Source organism: Terribium retamae (genome assembly GCF_022347545.1).
GTDB lineage: Bacteria > Pseudomonadota > Alphaproteobacteria > Rhizobiales > Rhizobiaceae > Mesorhizobium > Mesorhizobium retamae.
In genome coordinates this window covers 26244-41376 of the sequence record NZ_JAKREW010000026.1, presented here as the reverse complement: position 1 = coordinate 41376, position 15133 = coordinate 26244, and the positions used below count along the sequence as shown (strand labels likewise).

10 protein-coding genes are annotated in these 15133 nt (G+C 61.2%); 3 read left to right on the top strand and 7 right to left on the bottom strand.

All coding sequences use genetic code 11. From position 1 onward, the window contains the following. Positions 1-89 precede the first annotated feature (89 nt). The 4 genes from L4923_RS21335 to L4923_RS21320 form a co-directional block, all read right to left on the bottom strand. Positions 90-4640 (bottom strand): cytochrome P450, encoded by a 4551-nt coding sequence (locus L4923_RS21335; RefSeq protein ID WP_239368864.1) that lies wholly within the window; start codon positions 4638-4640, stop codon positions 90-92. Between the two features lie 126 nt (positions 4641-4766). Beyond that, complete coding sequence (locus L4923_RS21330) at positions 4767-6542, bottom strand: adenylate/guanylate cyclase domain-containing protein (RefSeq protein WP_239368862.1); 1776 nt, start codon at positions 6540-6542, stop codon at positions 4767-4769. A 292-nt stretch (positions 6543-6834) separates the two neighbouring features. Next, complete coding sequence (locus L4923_RS21325; protein ID WP_239368860.1) at positions 6835-8457, bottom strand: ABC transporter substrate-binding protein; 1623 nt, start codon at positions 8455-8457, stop codon at positions 6835-6837. 72 nt (positions 8458-8529) lie between these two features. Beyond that, positions 8530-9354 carry a creatininase family protein gene (locus L4923_RS21320; protein WP_239368858.1) on the bottom strand — a complete coding sequence of 275 codons (825 nt, stop codon included), beginning with the start codon at positions 9352-9354 and terminating at the stop codon, positions 8530-8532. Positions 9355-9466: 112 nt separating this feature from the next. Here L4923_RS21320 and L4923_RS21315 point away from each other — a divergent pair, with 112 nt between their 5' ends. Both L4923_RS21315 and L4923_RS21310 read left to right on the top strand, forming a co-directional pair. Next, positions 9467-10087: a helix-turn-helix domain-containing protein gene (locus L4923_RS21315; protein WP_239368856.1), complete on the top strand. Its 621-nt coding sequence runs from the start codon at positions 9467-9469 to the stop codon at positions 10085-10087. Between the two features lie 78 nt (positions 10088-10165). Beyond that, complete coding sequence (locus tag L4923_RS21310) at positions 10166-11314, top strand: NAD(P)/FAD-dependent oxidoreductase (RefSeq protein ID WP_239368854.1); 1149 nt, start codon at positions 10166-10168, stop codon at positions 11312-11314. A 96-nt stretch (positions 11315-11410) separates the two neighbouring features. Here L4923_RS21310 and L4923_RS21305 read toward each other — a convergent pair whose 3' ends face one another. Then, the gene (locus L4923_RS21305) at positions 11411-11839 is read right to left on the bottom strand and encodes a DUF6481 family protein (RefSeq protein ID WP_239368852.1); all 429 of its coding nucleotides are present in this window, start codon (positions 11837-11839) and stop codon (positions 11411-11413) included. A gap of 293 nt (positions 11840-12132) precedes the next feature. Between L4923_RS21305 and L4923_RS21300 the strand changes: the two genes are divergently transcribed. Beyond that, positions 12133-13134, top strand: coding sequence for an LLM class flavin-dependent oxidoreductase (locus L4923_RS21300; protein WP_239368850.1), 1002 nt, complete (start codon positions 12133-12135; stop codon positions 13132-13134). An 18-nt stretch (positions 13135-13152) separates the two neighbouring features. Here the strand turns inward: L4923_RS21300 and L4923_RS21295 are convergent, their stop codons facing one another. Both L4923_RS21295 and recR read right to left on the bottom strand, forming a co-directional pair. Further along, positions 13153-14376 carry a lytic murein transglycosylase gene (locus tag L4923_RS21295; protein ID WP_239368950.1) on the bottom strand — a complete coding sequence of 408 codons (1224 nt, stop codon included), beginning with the start codon at positions 14374-14376 and terminating at the stop codon, positions 13153-13155. Between the two features lie 59 nt (positions 14377-14435). After that, positions 14436-15041 carry a recombination mediator RecR gene (gene recR / locus L4923_RS21290; RefSeq protein ID WP_239368848.1) on the bottom strand — a complete coding sequence of 202 codons (606 nt, stop codon included), beginning with the start codon at positions 15039-15041 and terminating at the stop codon, positions 14436-14438. Positions 15042-15133 lie beyond the last annotated feature (92 nt).

Genomic DNA, 15133 nt, shown 5'->3' with positions numbered 1-15133 from the left:
GTCATCGCGGGGCGAGGCATGCCGAAGGCTGCGGTGGAAGAGCAGTCCCGGCGGCTGCCCAGGGAGGCAGCCAGCTCAGACAGCAAAAATCAACACGCGCAAGCCGGGTCGGACGCACCGTCCTTCGGCTTCAAGCGCGACTTCAGATATCGCAACGCTGCACGGCTCGGCATGAAGAAGTAGCCGCCACCGCGCGTGGTGACAAAGGAAGGCAGGTTGGTCAGTTCAATGCCACCTTCCCAGCGCGGGATGGTGAAGCGGCCCGCCGCGCTGCCGTTCATATCGATATCCTGGTTGCCGATCAGCGGGTCCTTCTCGCCGCGCAGTCCGTGGAAATTCCGCGCTGACATCCAGGTCTGCTGGATGAATTCGTACTGGCGCTCGAAACTGGCGTTGAAGCAGATGAACAACAGACCCTTTTCCGGCTTGCCGTCGGTGCCGCTGTCCAGGCTGTAGCTGCGGCCAACCCGCAGGATGCGATGACGCTTCGATATCCTGAGCTGGGTGTCGATGTCGGTTCCGAGCGAATCGCGTGGGTTCGAGCGCCTTATGTGAGCACCCAGCGGGCAGTGCAACCCTTGCGGGTCTTCCGCGCCATAGGTGAACTGGTTGTCGAGTTCGCGGCCGGGCTTGTCGGGATTCCGGATCAGCGAAGAGCCGTCCTTCCAGCGGCCTATGATGCGAGCACCAACCCAATCGGCGTCGACCGCCTGATATTGGGCCAAGCCACTGCGGCGCAGATTGTCCGCTTCCGTCCGACAGTAGGTGTTGAACCCGTCCACATCCTGCGCGAGTTGGCGAATGACGACGAAGGAGCCGTTGCGGCCGAAATCATGCACGATGCTTCTGCCCTTGACCGGCCTGCCATCGGCATCGATCGCCAGCAGCTGCCCTTCCCGATCGAATTCGGAAGGTGTGGTGGGGCTGGGTGGATAGTAGCCATATTCGTCGCGGTAGCCGAAAAGGAATTCGCCAGCGGCGATTTGATGGATCGGGCTGGAATTATGGTTTCGCCGACGCCTCGTGCCTTTGATTACGGGTTGGGAGACGCCATCGATGAAGCCGAAATGCTCCCGCGCAGGCAACCGTTCCTCTTCGCTATAAGCTACCGGGGACACGGCCTGTTTCGAACGCTGCACCCCCAGCGATTTCGGCGGATGCTTCACCGGGCACCCCGGCCCGTCACGAACGATCTCGAGTGGAATGGCCGCCCTGTCGATCAGGCCCGTTGAACGGGCCAGCGTGGCGATCTCAAGAGTCATTTCGTTCAACGTTTGCTCTCGGTCGGCATAACAGAGGATAGCAAGGTCGACCGGCGTCTCTTTAGACCCCCACCGCCATTTGTCAGGGGCGCTATCGCCCTGATCGTCCAGGATGCGGCTGCGGTATTCGTTGGCCATGCCCTGTCGAAAGGTCATCGGGAAACTGGCAAGCGGGTCGCTCCCGGGGCTGCCGTTCAGACCAAGCTTCTTCAGGCCATTGGGGCCAAACACGCAGAACGTGGCTCGCCCCGCCGGTTTGATGTCGCCGAAACTCGTGTGTTTCACGAGATGGTCGAGCACCTGAAGGCGCTGCTGCGTGGTGGAGGAGTCTTGATCGATTTCGAAGGCGAACATCCTGGCAAAGGAGAGGCTGCCGAGCGGCCCGAAAATGAGCGACTGGATTTCGCCGGTTTCCAGGCTTTCGACCGCAGTGTCATCGGACTGGTAGAGAAGTTTCCCAAGCGACGATTGCTTCATGGCTTCCTGCCGCGGCAGCGAGGTGAACAGGCTCAGCCAGTCGCGGGCTTCGCTCGCGCGTGCACCATAAAGTCCCTGCCGGATCTGCGAGTTCTTGCGGATCAGCGTCGTGTTCAAATCGGGATAGGCGGAATACCAGAAGGAGGTCGGGATCTGCTCAGCCCGCGCCCAGCGCTTGAAGCGGTCACCGTCGCGGCTGCCGTCGAGGAACAGAAAGCGCGAACGCGGGAAACCCTTGGTGTTGCTCCAGATGGCGGTGAGGCCGGCGGAAGCCTTGGTGACGAAATCCTCGAGATAGCTCTCCCAGCTACCGCCGTAGTTGCTGAAAAACACCAGCCGGTCGGTGCCAGGTATCCTTACCCAGCGTGCGAAGTGGATCTGTCCGGTGTCGCCAAGGTGCCCCGGCCGGAAAGCCCATCTGGCCGTGATCGAGATCACGTAGAACGAAAAGCCGAGCAGGAACCATCGCAGCAATCCGGGCTTCATGACCGAGACTGCCGTCATGTGGTTCTGGCGGTAACCCAGGGCATCTTCGTTCTTCTGCAATTGCTCGAGCAGGCCGAGCTTGATGCCGGCATTGCTGACCTCTTCCCGACGTTCGATGCTGCGCAGCCAGAAGGCGACCGCCGTAAACAACACTGCCGCAGTGATTGTCAGCCCGACCACCGCCAGGATGAAAGAGTCGCCGATCCGCGCCAGCGTGCGGAACCAGCCGCCGCTGGTATCGAATTGCATCAGATAGGTCAGCCAGGTGAAGACTGCGACAAGGATGACCAGCGGAATGGCCGTGCGCAGGTTGAAGACGATGTGGTGGAGTGCTCGAAGCAGCGTTCCACCTGGTTTTTCAAGCAGGCTTTCGGCAGGCGCGAAGACCCAATGGAACTTCCCTGGCGTCCATTCCTCCGGCCCCCCTTCTTTTGATGTCGATTTCTGCGGCCTCAGACTGCACCGGACCTTTTCCAGTATTTCCGCCGCCGACAAATTGCCTGGGACCTGCGCTTTCGACGTGCTTGAGAGAGCTGCAGGATCCTTGAGCCAGGTGTGGTCATCGACGATTTTGGCGGCGGCTTCTGCCAAGTCCTGCTCGGCCTTGATGCGGGCAACCGAATGTCCGGGCGTGCCGCAGAACACGAGCCCCGCCATGCTGCCAAACTGAGGCGACACGTCGACCGTGTGCTTCAGCAAGAACGCTTCAAACGTCCCCTTGAGCGGATCCGCAGCATAGCGTTCGAACAGCGGCACGAAATGCCCATGCACGGCATCTGCAAAAGCCTTTATGACTTGCTGCTTGGTGCCGTCCCCCGACAATTCGAGCAGCAGATAGAAGTCGCCGCTGTCAGGCTTCCTGGAGCCACCGGTCGGGATGGCCGTGAGGCTGGCGAAGTGGATGGTTCCGGCCTTGTCGAGAGCTGACTTGATTGCACGACCAGCCGGATTTCCCAGGCCGTCGACATCCTTTTGCAACTGCTTCCGATCGATACCCGCTTGCACTCTTGCACACACCGTTACGAGCGACTGTTCGGTAAGGCGATTTTCTTCCGGGGCATCGAATTCCACCATGAGCCTGTCCGGATAAGGACCGAGGCGCGTGAGCTTGCCCTCTTTGCCCGGCGCGCGCCGGAAGCCCGGCTTTTCAAACAAGGCCCGGAAGGCTTCGGCGATCTGCACGCTGGCGATCGCCGCACCGATGCAGCGATGGATACCAACGCCGAAGACCATGTTCTCGCTCAGGCTGCGATCCGGATTGAACGTCCAGGGGTCGTTGACGACCGACTCATCGAACATCGCCGAGCGGGTGGCGGGCAGCACCGAAACCCCGGCGGGGATGCTGTAAGGGCGGCCGCGCTTGAGGCCGATCGTCTTGGCTTCCCCGGTGTAGCGCCAGGGCCAGATCCAGTGCGGTTTGAAGCGCATCGCTTCGAGGATTGCCTTGTCGAGGCGCGCGTTGTCACCGTCCTTGATGGCCTTCTTGATGTAGTCGAAAATCTCCGGCCGGTTCAGCACAGCGTCCAGGCAGTTGATGCCGCCCAGCAGGTTGGTCGGCGCGAAGCCGACGACCATGCCGACCATGATCGAGCGCACCACCTCGCGATCCGTCGCTGTCGGATTGGTCTCGTGAACGATCTGCATGACCCGCTTGAACGGATTGTCATGGTCGGATTGCGCCATGTGGACGAGCCGCCCGAGCGGCGTGTCGACAACGTTGCCTTGCTTGACAGCGTTTTCAGCGATGATGATGGAACGGTCCACCGTCGCGAACAGACTCGCGGCACCGGCTACCGCAAGCTCGCGCGTGACAGTGTCCGCACCCCAATCTCCGAACAGGATTTGATTGATGGAGATGGCCCAGTCGCCGAACTGTCGCGGGTCCTCGATGTCCAGGCCATAGTAGTCGCGGCAGATGAGGACCGGGACGATGCGCATCAACTGGCTGGCGGCATCGAATTTCTCGCCGGCGTAACTTACGATCTCCTTCGAGCACCTGGCGGCAATTTCGCGCACCCGGCCGTCCACCTCGTCAGGGGGGAAGGCGCTGAGCACCACGGACTTCTGTTCGCGGTAGAGTTTTCCGTCCTTCAGGCTGAGCAGGAAATCGAACCCGCCGGAAAATTCACGCAACTCGCGGCCATAAGGCGTTTCGAATTCGTCCTGTCGCTCGAGAACCTCGCGCACATCCTCGAAACGCGTGAGAAAAACGACCTTGCCCCAGCGCACGCGCGGGAAGAAGCGCCTGAAGATTCCAAGCCACCAATCTGGATGCTCGAAAGCCCAGGAGAATATCCGCCCCGTAAAGGTCGACCGGCGCAGCCTTTCGCGATCGAAAGGTGGCGCTTCTTCGCCGAACGGCAACTCAACTTGCCCCCTCAAGACGCCGTCATAATACTTGGTAGAGAAGCCCATTCTGACGATCCCCCCGGGAAAACGCAGAGAAATGCTGGCTATGCTATGGTCCGGCACATGCCGGGTAAGTGATCCTCTTCACACTGCTGCCGTGCGAAACGGCATAAACTGGCGGTCTTGCCGGGCTCAGCCAGCGCCATCGAAATTGTCGAGCAGCCTCTGGTTGATGGAACCATCCGCAAAGGGAATCCAGTCGATCCAGCTGCGGTTGAATCTCGGATGCCGAGCTTCGAACAGCTCACGCTCAGTGCGAGCTGCCTCGATCTGCCCGCTTCGGACCAGGGCTCCGATCTTGAGGAAGCGCGGATAGAAATAATCTTGCGCGAAAGATAGCGAGCGCTCGGCGGTCGATATGACGGCGGGCCAGTCTTCCATCAACGTATACGCTGCCGCAAGCTCCCCAAGTGTGTGAAACCGATAGTTCTCGAACGGCGACAAGCGGTCGGCGCGCTTGAGCACGGTGATCGCCTCCTGCGGACGTGACGCCATGAGCCGTGCGCTCCCCATGGCTTGATATGCGAGTACGAAACTCGGATTGTAGTGAAGGGCCTGCTGCAGGAAATCCAGCGCCGCGAGCGGCCGCCGCCGCAGGACTTCGATGGAACCCAGGAAGGCGTAGGGACGGGCATCCTGACTGTCCACCAGCAGGGCCCGCTGGGAAAGATCGGCCACGCGCGCAAGGTCCCCGGGCTCGCCGCGGTTGAGCCAGCCGCGCCACAGATACCACCATGCCAGTTCGCTGAGCACGCTGCTCGAGTTGGGGTCCTCGTCGTATGCCTGCTGGAATAGCTTCAGCGCGGCTTCCATGTCCGCGCGCGTGCGCCGTTGCATATGCCAGCGGCCGCGACGTACCAGTTGCCAGGTCTGCAGCCGCTCCCAGGGTATCTGGAAGGTCCGCACCTGTTCGACGCGGTCGACCTCGCGTTCGAGGGTGGAGACAATTTCCCCGCCGAGATCGTCCTGGAGTTGAGTGAGCTCCTCCAGGCTACGTTCGAATCTGCCGGACCAAATGACACGACCGTTGCCGCTGTCGGTGAGCGATGCACTCAATCGAATACGTTTGTCGAAGCTGGCAACGGAGCCCATCACCAAATAGCGCGCGCCCAAGAGATTGCCGATCGCAGCAGCCCCGAGCCATTGGTCTCGGAACTGAAAGCTGGAATCGCGTGCGATCACGGGGAGCGAGCGCGTTGCCGCGAGCCCGTGGATGATGTCGTCGACAATACCGTCCGCCAGATAGTCCGTCGAACGGTCCGGACTGCTGTTCTGGAACGGCAACACCGCGATGGCGGGTTGATGATCCTTGGTTTCGGTGTTCGCGGGCTGGACGATGGACGAACGGACTGCGGCAAATGCGCGAGACGTTGTTTGTCCCGAAGCAGGAGCGCTAACCAGGATCCTGACCGGTAGGGCGATGTTCTTGAGCTGCATGAGGCCGAGATCGGTAAATTCAACCGAAAACTTGCCGCTGATATGCTCATGCGTGGTGCCGGTGATGGCGACGCCGCCCGGCGGCGAAAACTCCTGCAACCGTGCCGATATGTTCACACAGTCGCCAAAGGTTCCATCCTCACTCTGGATGACCACGCCTGTCGCCACGCCGATACGAAACGGCATGCGCAGATTTTCCGCGGCAGCTGCATTGAGTTTGTCGAGACGCGTCTGGGCTTCAAGCATGGCGCGCAACGCTTCGACGGGGCTGCCGAACTCTGCCATCAGGCTGTCGCCCGCTGCCCCGAAAACACGTCCGCCGAATTCACCGACGGTCTCGGCAATCAGATTGCGCCGCTCGTAGAAGATTTTGACCGCTGTTTCCTGGTTCTCGTTCATCAGGCGCGAGAAACCGACTGCGTCAAGGGCGCAGATGGTGGAGAGCTGCCGGATCACCTGCTGATCAACCATTCATGTTGATCTCACAACCTCAATAGCCGTCAGGCCGACACAGGCCTGAACCGGCCCTTTCAAGGCCGATGGCAGATACTTTGAATCGCAGAACGATTGGAAGTACTTCGCCATTGTCCCCGCTTGGGCAAAGCCAAGAGAGACGCTAGCACGGATTTGGGCACCCGCAAAATCATTAGAATACAAACAACCCTGGCCGGCCTTGGAAATTTGTCCAAGGCCGGCCAAAGGCAGTAAAATTCCGATAAATGAAACGCTTGGCGCGGAAGATCGCCGCGGAGCGTGTCAGGATTTATTCGGCAATGTCGACGCTTTCGAACCGGTGCGAGCCGAGCGGATCCATGACGTAGCCGATCACCTTCTTTGACATCGGCAGCGACACGGTGGAATGGTCGAGCGTCGCCCAGGGCGCCTGTTCTTTGAACAGAACCTGCAGCTCATGATACATCTTCGTGCGTTCGGCCTGATCAGAGGTGACGCGGGCCTTCTGCATCAGGTCCTCAACCGGCTGGTAGCACCAATTGGCGAAATTGGCGCCACCGACGCCCGAACAGGCAAAGAAGTAACTGATCAGATTGTCGGGATCACCATTGTCGCTGGTGGCGCCGAGGATGATGGCACCGTCGCGATCCTTGTCGCGGGCGCGCTTCACATATTCGCCCCACTCATAGGAAACGATCTCGACCGTAACCCCGACCTTGGCAAAATCGGCCTGGATCAGTTCCGCGGTCCGCTGCGCATTGGGCATGTAGGGGCGGCTGACCGGCATCGCCCAGATCTTCATCTTGAGATCCTTCACACCAGCCTCGTCCAGCATCTTCCTGGCGGCTTCCGGATCGTATTTGTCATCAACCACGGCATCATTGTAACCCCACATGCCGGGCGGCAAGGGGTTCTTGGCGACCTGGCCGGTGCCCTGGAAGATGGCGTCGATGATCGCCTGCTTGTTCATCGCCATGTTGAGCGCGCGACGCACTTCGACCTTGTCGAAAGGGGGCATCAGCGTGTTGTAGGCGAGGTAGGCCACGTTCAATCCCGGCTTCTCCATCACCGTCAGGTTGGGATCGGCCTTGAGGTCTGCGATGTCGGCTGGCGCCGGATAAGGCGCCATCTGGCATTCACCCGCCCGCAAGCGCTGCATCCGCGCAGTCGGATCGACGGTAATAGCGAAGACCAGCTCGTCGAGCTTCGGTTTCTCCCCGAAATAGTCGGGATTGGCCTGGAACCGGATGACGGCATCCTGCTGATAGTCGACAAAGCGGAAAGGACCCGTGCCGATCGGCTGCTGGTTGAGTTTTTCCTTGGTGCCCGCGGCTAGGAGCTTGTCGGCATATTCCTTTGACAGAACCGAGCCGAAATCCATCGCCAGCATGGCCAACAGCGAAGCGGACGGCTGGTTGAGAACGATCTTCACCGTGCTGTCGTCGACCTTGGAGATGTCCTTGATGAGGTTCTGCATCTCCATGCCTTCGAAGATCTCCCAGCTCGAGCCGGCAATGTAGCCGTACCAGGGGTCGTTCTTGAGGCGCTGGCGATCCAGCGAGAAGATCACGTCATCGGCGGTCAGTTCACGAGTCGGCGTGAAATAATCGGTTGTCTGGAATTTCACGCCCTTGCGCAGCTTGAACGTGTATTCAAGCTTGTCGTCGGAGATGGTCCAGCTTTCGGCCAGACCGGGGACCACATTGGTGGTTCCCTGTTGGAACTCCACCAGCCGGCTGTAGATCGGCTTGGACGAGGCGTCCCAGGTGGAGTTGGTGGAATAAAGCGCCGGATCGAACCCCTCGGGCGCGCTTTCGGAGCAATAGACCAGGCCCTTGGCCAGCGCCTGGCTGGCAAACAGCCCGGACAGAAGGGCGACGGCCGCGCCGGTGGCAAACCGTGCAGCCAGGCGGCCGCGTCTTGGAACAGTCATGATCTTCCCCTTGTCGTTGTTATTGGCAGTCGCACGGTGGCCAACTCCTCACAGCGGGCCACCGCCAGAGTTTTATTCGGCCCTGCCACCGGTGGTCTCCAGGCCGCGACCGGCGCGCCAGACCGGATCCGGCCGGGTCCAAAGAATCTCGGACGTGACAAGTTTGGCGATCTCGCGTGCATGCAAACCGAGGAACTTCTCGCCCTTTTCGGCAGTGCCCTTGCTCGGGAAGCCCCAGGTGCCGGTCTTCGGTGCACGCTCGGAGAAGGAATAGAAGCGCGATGCACCGTGCGGCGCCTCATTCTGGCCCGCTTGCAGGGCTTCGGCATCCTTGAACTTGTCCGTTTTGACGATGTCGCCCGCGATCGCCAGCATGACCGAGGCCTCGCCTTCGCACGCATGTTTCGGACCGTCGTCAGACTCGAACAATGCCGAGGTTTCTTCCTGCGCCAGGAACCATGGCGTCGTCGCAACGATCGGCATATCGAACTCCACTGCAAGTTCGCGCACCGCAACGGCGAGCGGGTCGACATTGCCGCCATGGCCGTTGACGATGAGCAGACGGGTAAAGCCGATTGCCTTCAACGAACGCGCGATCGAGCGCAGCACACCATGATAGGCAGCATAGTCCAGCGTGATGGTGCCGCCGAATGGCAAGTGATGTTCGCTCATGCCGAGCCAGAGGCCGGGCAGGACAGCGAGCGGCACATCCTCGGAAACCAGCCGCGCGCCACGCACTGCGGCAGCCGCAGCACTTGCCGTGTCGGTGATGACGGGAAGATGCGGACCGTGCTGCTCCAGCGAACCGACCGGCAGGATGGCCAACGCATTGCCGCGCTCGGCGATCGCCCGCAGTTCGGGCGCCGTCATACGTGCCCATTCAACTTCCCGAGCCATGATTCCTCCGCGGCGGAAATTTCGTTTCTAATTCGCTAAATGATTTTCCTTGTTGCCGAGAATGTCAACGGCTATCGTCCTGTCATAGAACTGGACCAACGACTGGGGATTGATGGCCAAGCACCCGAAACTCGGTTCGAACCTCAAAGCGCTTCGCCAGAAACACGGCTGGAAGCTGAGCGACGTCAGCAGCAAGACCGGCGTGGCAATCTCAACCCTGTCCAAGGTCGAAAATGACCAGATGTCCCTTTCTTACGACAAGCTTCTGCAGATCGGCGAAGGATTGGGGCTGTCGATGGCCGAACTTGTCGCCGAGCCGGAAATCTCCGGTCATCCGCTGACCCGGCGCTCCATCAACCGGCAGGGTGACGGGTTGCAGCAGAAAACCCAGAACTATGATTATCTTTACCTCAGCACGGACATCACCAAGAAGCGCATGGTGCCGGTGCTGACTCGCATCACCACCCGCTCACTGGAAGAGTTCGGCCCGCTCATCAAGCATTCGGGCGAAGAGTTCCTCTACGTGCTCGACGGCGCCATCGAGGTGCACACCGAGCACTACGCGCCGGTTCGCCTCGAAAAGGGCGAGAGCATCTATATCGACAGCACCATGGGTCACGCCTATCTCGCGGTCGGCCAAGGCGACGGGCTTGTGCTCGCGGTATGCTCCAGCGCGCAACCGGACTTTCAGTCGGCGCTGATCGAGATGCTGGATCGCCAATCGAGCCCTTGACGCCGTTTTCAATTTTTGAAAAGGCTTAGCGCATAAGAAAATTACGCGACCGTTCACCGGCGCCGAGGGAGTGCCGGAATGACAGCGCAAGCCGAACCTGTGGAAGCCGACATAGTGATTATCGGCGGCGGCATTGCCGGCGCTTCGGTCGGCTACTGGCTAGCACCGCATCTCAAGGTGGTTCTGCTCGAACGGGAAAGCCAGCCGGGATATCATTCCACCGGACGTTCGGCCGCACTCTTCAGCGAGACCTATGGCACGGCGCAGGTCTGCGCGCTTACCAAAGCAAGCCGTGCTTTCCTCGAAACGCCGCCACCGGGTTTTGCAGAACACCCGATCCTGACGCCGCGAGGCATGTTGGTCGTGGCCTCGAGCGAACAGGAACATCTGCTAGAGGAACACCAGGAAGCGGTGCGTTCGATCGGGCTTTCCGGCGAACGGCTCAATTTCGAAGCCGCCAAAGCCTGGGTCCCCGTATTGCGGCCCGAGAGTGTCGTGGGCGCAGTCTACAATCCCAATGCCGAGGATATCGACGTGCATGCCCTGCACCAGGGTTATCTGCGCGGGTTGAAGCGTGCCGGCGGCACCCTGATCGGCAATGCGGAAGTGACCGCCGCAGAAAGGATTGGCAGCGACTGGCGGGTTGTCGCTTCCGGCAAGGAATATCGTGCGCCGATCGTTATCAATGCAGCCGGCGCCTGGGGCGACGAGATCGGCACCCTTTTCGCAGCTACGAAGCTTGGCCTTGAGCCGCGCCGCCGCACTGCCTTTGTCTTCAACCCTCCGGCCGGTTTCGACGTCACCCGCTGGCCAATGTTCATCAGCGCCGACGAGAGCTGCTACATCAAGCCCGATGCCGGAATGCTACTCGGCTCACCGGCCAATGCCGACCTGATGCCGCCGCAGGATGTCCAGCCTGAAATGGAAGACATCGCGCTCGGCATTCATCGCATCGAGGAGTTGACGACGCTTTCCGTGGGCCGGCCGAGCCGCGTTTGGGCCGGCCTGCGCACCTTCGTCGGCGACGGGGATCTGGTTGGCGGCTTCGACACGTCTGTGCCTGGCCTGTTCTGGCTGGTTGCCCAAGGCGGCTACGGTATCCAGACTTCCGCAGCCATGGGCGAGGCCTGCGCAGCTCTTGTGCGCGGCCAGCCGCTGCCATCCAGGATAGCCGATTTCGGGCTCGACGAAGCAATGCTCGGACCCGGCAGGCTCATGAGACAGTAAGACCGGTGCCAAACCGGCAGATCAACCGCATAGCGGCACATGCAAAGAGCCCGCTTCGACAACACGAAGCGGGCTCTTCTTTATCTCTCGAGGCGATCAGCGGGCCTGGAAACCAGGCGGCGTGCGGCCGACACGCTGCTTACGCGCCGCATAGCGGGCGTCTCGCTTCGCCTTGCGTTCCGCCTCGTCGGCCAAGAGACGCGCTATACGCTCGTTCTCTTCGGCTTCGCGGATGGCGGCTTCTTCTCGCGCTTTCGCTTCGGCTTCGAGCCGTGCTGCCTCCGCGGCAGCCTCACGCGCTGCCTTTTCGGCGGCTTCCAGCGCCAGGCGCTCCTGCTTCAACCGAGCCTTTTCGGCTTCGCGAATAGCGCGCGCTTCGAGGATCGCCTTGCGTTCCGCCTGGCGGGCCAGCACTGCCGGATCGTCTGCTGCCGGTCTTGCCTTGAAGCGCTCCAGAAGCGCTTTCTTTGCCTCGTTTGCGGCGTTGCGCCGCTCGAAAATGTCTTTTTCCCTGTAGATAGCCAAGTCCAGTTCCCTGAAGTCTATGTGCGCCGCTTACATACGCGCGCGAAAGCAGAGTTCAAGCGCCAAAACGGTATGCCAGCCATGAATAGAACGCGTATGTTGCAGCGCAACGACACATTTGGCGCCTTTGGAGGGGCAAAAATGGCGTCCTAACACATTGAATTCATGAATTCGTGTTTTCGGAAGTCGCATTCGACAGTCCGGCGGATGCTTTCGCGGCTGGCCCAATCTCTTGATTTGGCTCTTCGTTAACCTCTCCCTATATGGGATCGGACAGCCAGCGGGACACGCCCATGACCGATCTTTCCGTTCTCGACCTCTCGCCCGTCGGCGAAGGAAGCACCCCCGCGCAGTCGCTGGCCAACACACTGGACCTTGCCCGTCATGCCGAACGGCTGGGCTACAAACGCTATTGGTTGGCCGAACATCACAATATGCCCGGCATCGCCAGCGCCGCCACCGCCGTCGTCATCGCTCATGTCGCGGCAGGCACCAAGACAATCCGCGTCGGCGCCGGCGGCATCATGCTGCCCAACCACGCACCGCTGGTGATCGCCGAACAGTTCGGCACGCTGGCGGCCCTTCATCCCGGCCGCATCGATCTCGGCCTCGGCCGCGCGCCGGGCACCGACATGATGACGGCCCGTGCGCTGCGCCGGAACCTCGACGCCAGCGTCGACAATTTCCCGCGCGATGTCGTCGAGCTAATGGCCTATTTCGAGCCGGCGGAGGAGGGTCAGCGCATCCGCGCTGTACCAGGCGAGGGCGAGAATGTGCCGGTCTGGATCCTCGGGTCCAGCCTCTACGGCGCGCAACTGGCCGCCATGCTTGGCCTGCCCTATGCGTTTGCTTCGCATTTCGCCCCGGCCGAACTCGACCACGCGCTTGAAGTCTACCGCACGCGGTTCGAACCGTCACAGCATCTCGACAAACCACGCGTCATGCTCGGCCTCAACGTGATCGCGGCCCCGACAGACGCCGAAGCGCAGCTGTTGTTCACCTCGCTGCAGCAGGCTTTCGTCAATCTGCGCAGCGGCCGGCCGGGAAAGCTTCCGCCGCCGGTCGAAAACTATGATCGCGATCTCGATCCCGTTGCGCGAACCATGCTGAATCAGGCGCTGTCCTGTGCCGTGGTGGGATCTCCGGAGACAGTGAAACGAGGTGTCGAGGCTTTCATCGCACGCACCGGTGCCGACGAGTTGATGGTGACCGCACAGGTTCACGATCATGCCGCTCGCGTGCGCTCTTTCGAGATGCTGGCCGACATTCATCGCAACATGTCGAAGGCGGCTTAGCAGCCTTCGCGGCGGAGTTTACTTGACCGACTGGACGAGCTCCGCGTCCGGGTAGCAGGTTGCGGCGCGACCGTTCTTTGTCTGCCACTCGCCAATCGAACGCCGTGTCTTGAAGCCGGGCAGGCCGTCCGCGCTGCCGACATCGTAACCCTCCTTTTCGAGCGCCCGTTGCAAAGCCGCGATATCGGACCTGTATAGTCCCCCGACCGCCCCCCATTGCGTGGAAAAGCGGTGGTCGCCGCGAGCGATGCGGTCTGCGCCAAGGCCGATGAACAGTGCATAGAGGTCGGAGGTGTTGTATTCCTTCAAGACGTAGAAATTCGGCGTGACGAGGAAAGCCGGACCATGACGTCCGGCTGGCATCATCAGGAAGCTTTCGGCTGCGCTCTCGCCTGCAGGAAACGGCTTTCCATCGACGCGGCGGACGCCGAGCTTGCTCCAAGCCGCAACCGGCTTGCCGCGGTCCGGTCCTTCCAGCGAGCAGGAAACGGCCTCCGGTGCCGTCACTTCATAGCCCCAGCCGCGCCCCTTCACCCAGCCATAGTGAACCAGGTAGTTGGCGATGGACCCCATGACGTCAGGCACGGAATTCCAGATATCGGTCTTGCCGTCGCCGTCAAAATCGACGGCATGTTTCAAAAAGGAGGTGGGCATGAATTGCGGCTGGCCAAGCGCGCCAGCCCAGGAGGATTTCATGGCGCCAACCGGAGCGAGACCCCGCTGCACGATCTCCAGTGCCGCCAGCAACTCCTGGCGGAACATCTCCTTGCGGGTTGCCATGAAGGCCTTGGTGCCAAGCACCTCAAAGGCGTCATAGGGCATCTTGGCCGCGCCGAAACCGCTTTCCCGACCCCAGATCGCCAGGACGACGGAACCCGGAACGCCGTAGCGCTTCTCGATCTGCCGGAGCGTCGCGGCGTATCTACCTGCGCGGACGCGTCCGCCATTGGAAACTGCTGCGACGATCTTCTCCGCGAAATACGAACCCGGAGAACCGAACTCGGCCTGGTGTTGTTTCTTCGGCGTTTTCGGTTTTTGGCCCGGCAGCACCAGATCGGGCAGCTTGAGATTGGGCTTCACACCGTCGAACGCGGCGCTGAAAGTCGCGTGCGAGATGCCTTTAGACTTGGCTTCAGGCCAAAGGTCGTTCTGCAGCCAGGCACGGAACTGGTCATCGACGGTGGCGGCGGAGACCGCTCCGGCAAAGCTGAAGAAGACGGTGGCGAGCAGCAGAAAGCGCATCAGCGCGGGGATCGGGAAGCGACCTGAAAAGCGATCCATGCCCCGTCCTTCCCGGCTCCTTAGAACGTCGTGCGCGACTTCAGCGCAGCGGCCAGCGTACCCTCGTCGAGATAGTCCAACTCGCCGCCGACCGGCACGCCATGCGCCAGCCTTGTCACCTTCACGTCGAAGCCGGAGAGCTGGTCGGTGATGTAGTGTGCCGTTGTCTGACCCTCAACCGTGGCGTTTACCGCCAGAATGACTTCCTTGACCGTGCCTCCGGCGATCCGATCGACGAGCGAGCGGATGTTCAACTGGTCGGGACCGATTCCGTCGAGCGGCGACAGCGTTCCGCCGAGCACGTGGTAGCGTACATTCATCGCCGACGCCCGTTCCAGCGCCCAGAGATCCGAAACGTCCTCCACGACGATCAGCGTCGCGTCGTCACGGCGCGGGTCGGTGCAGATCATGCAGGGATCCGCCGTGTCGACATTGCCGCAGGTCGAACAGATGCGCACCTTCTCCACTGCCTCACCCATGGCGTTGGCGAGGGGCGACAAGAGCTGATCTTTCTTCTTGATGAGATGCAGCGCGGCGCGCCGCGCCGAACGCGGCCCCAGCCCCGGCACCTTGGCCAGCAGCTGGATGAGGCGTTCGATTTCGGGACCGGCGATTCGCTTGGACATCGCACCGATGTAGGATTTTTCCGACCGCTTTGGAACCGAGGAGCCACGGGCGCCGATGCTATTGCGGCCAGATACCGCCGATAGCTAGCCGC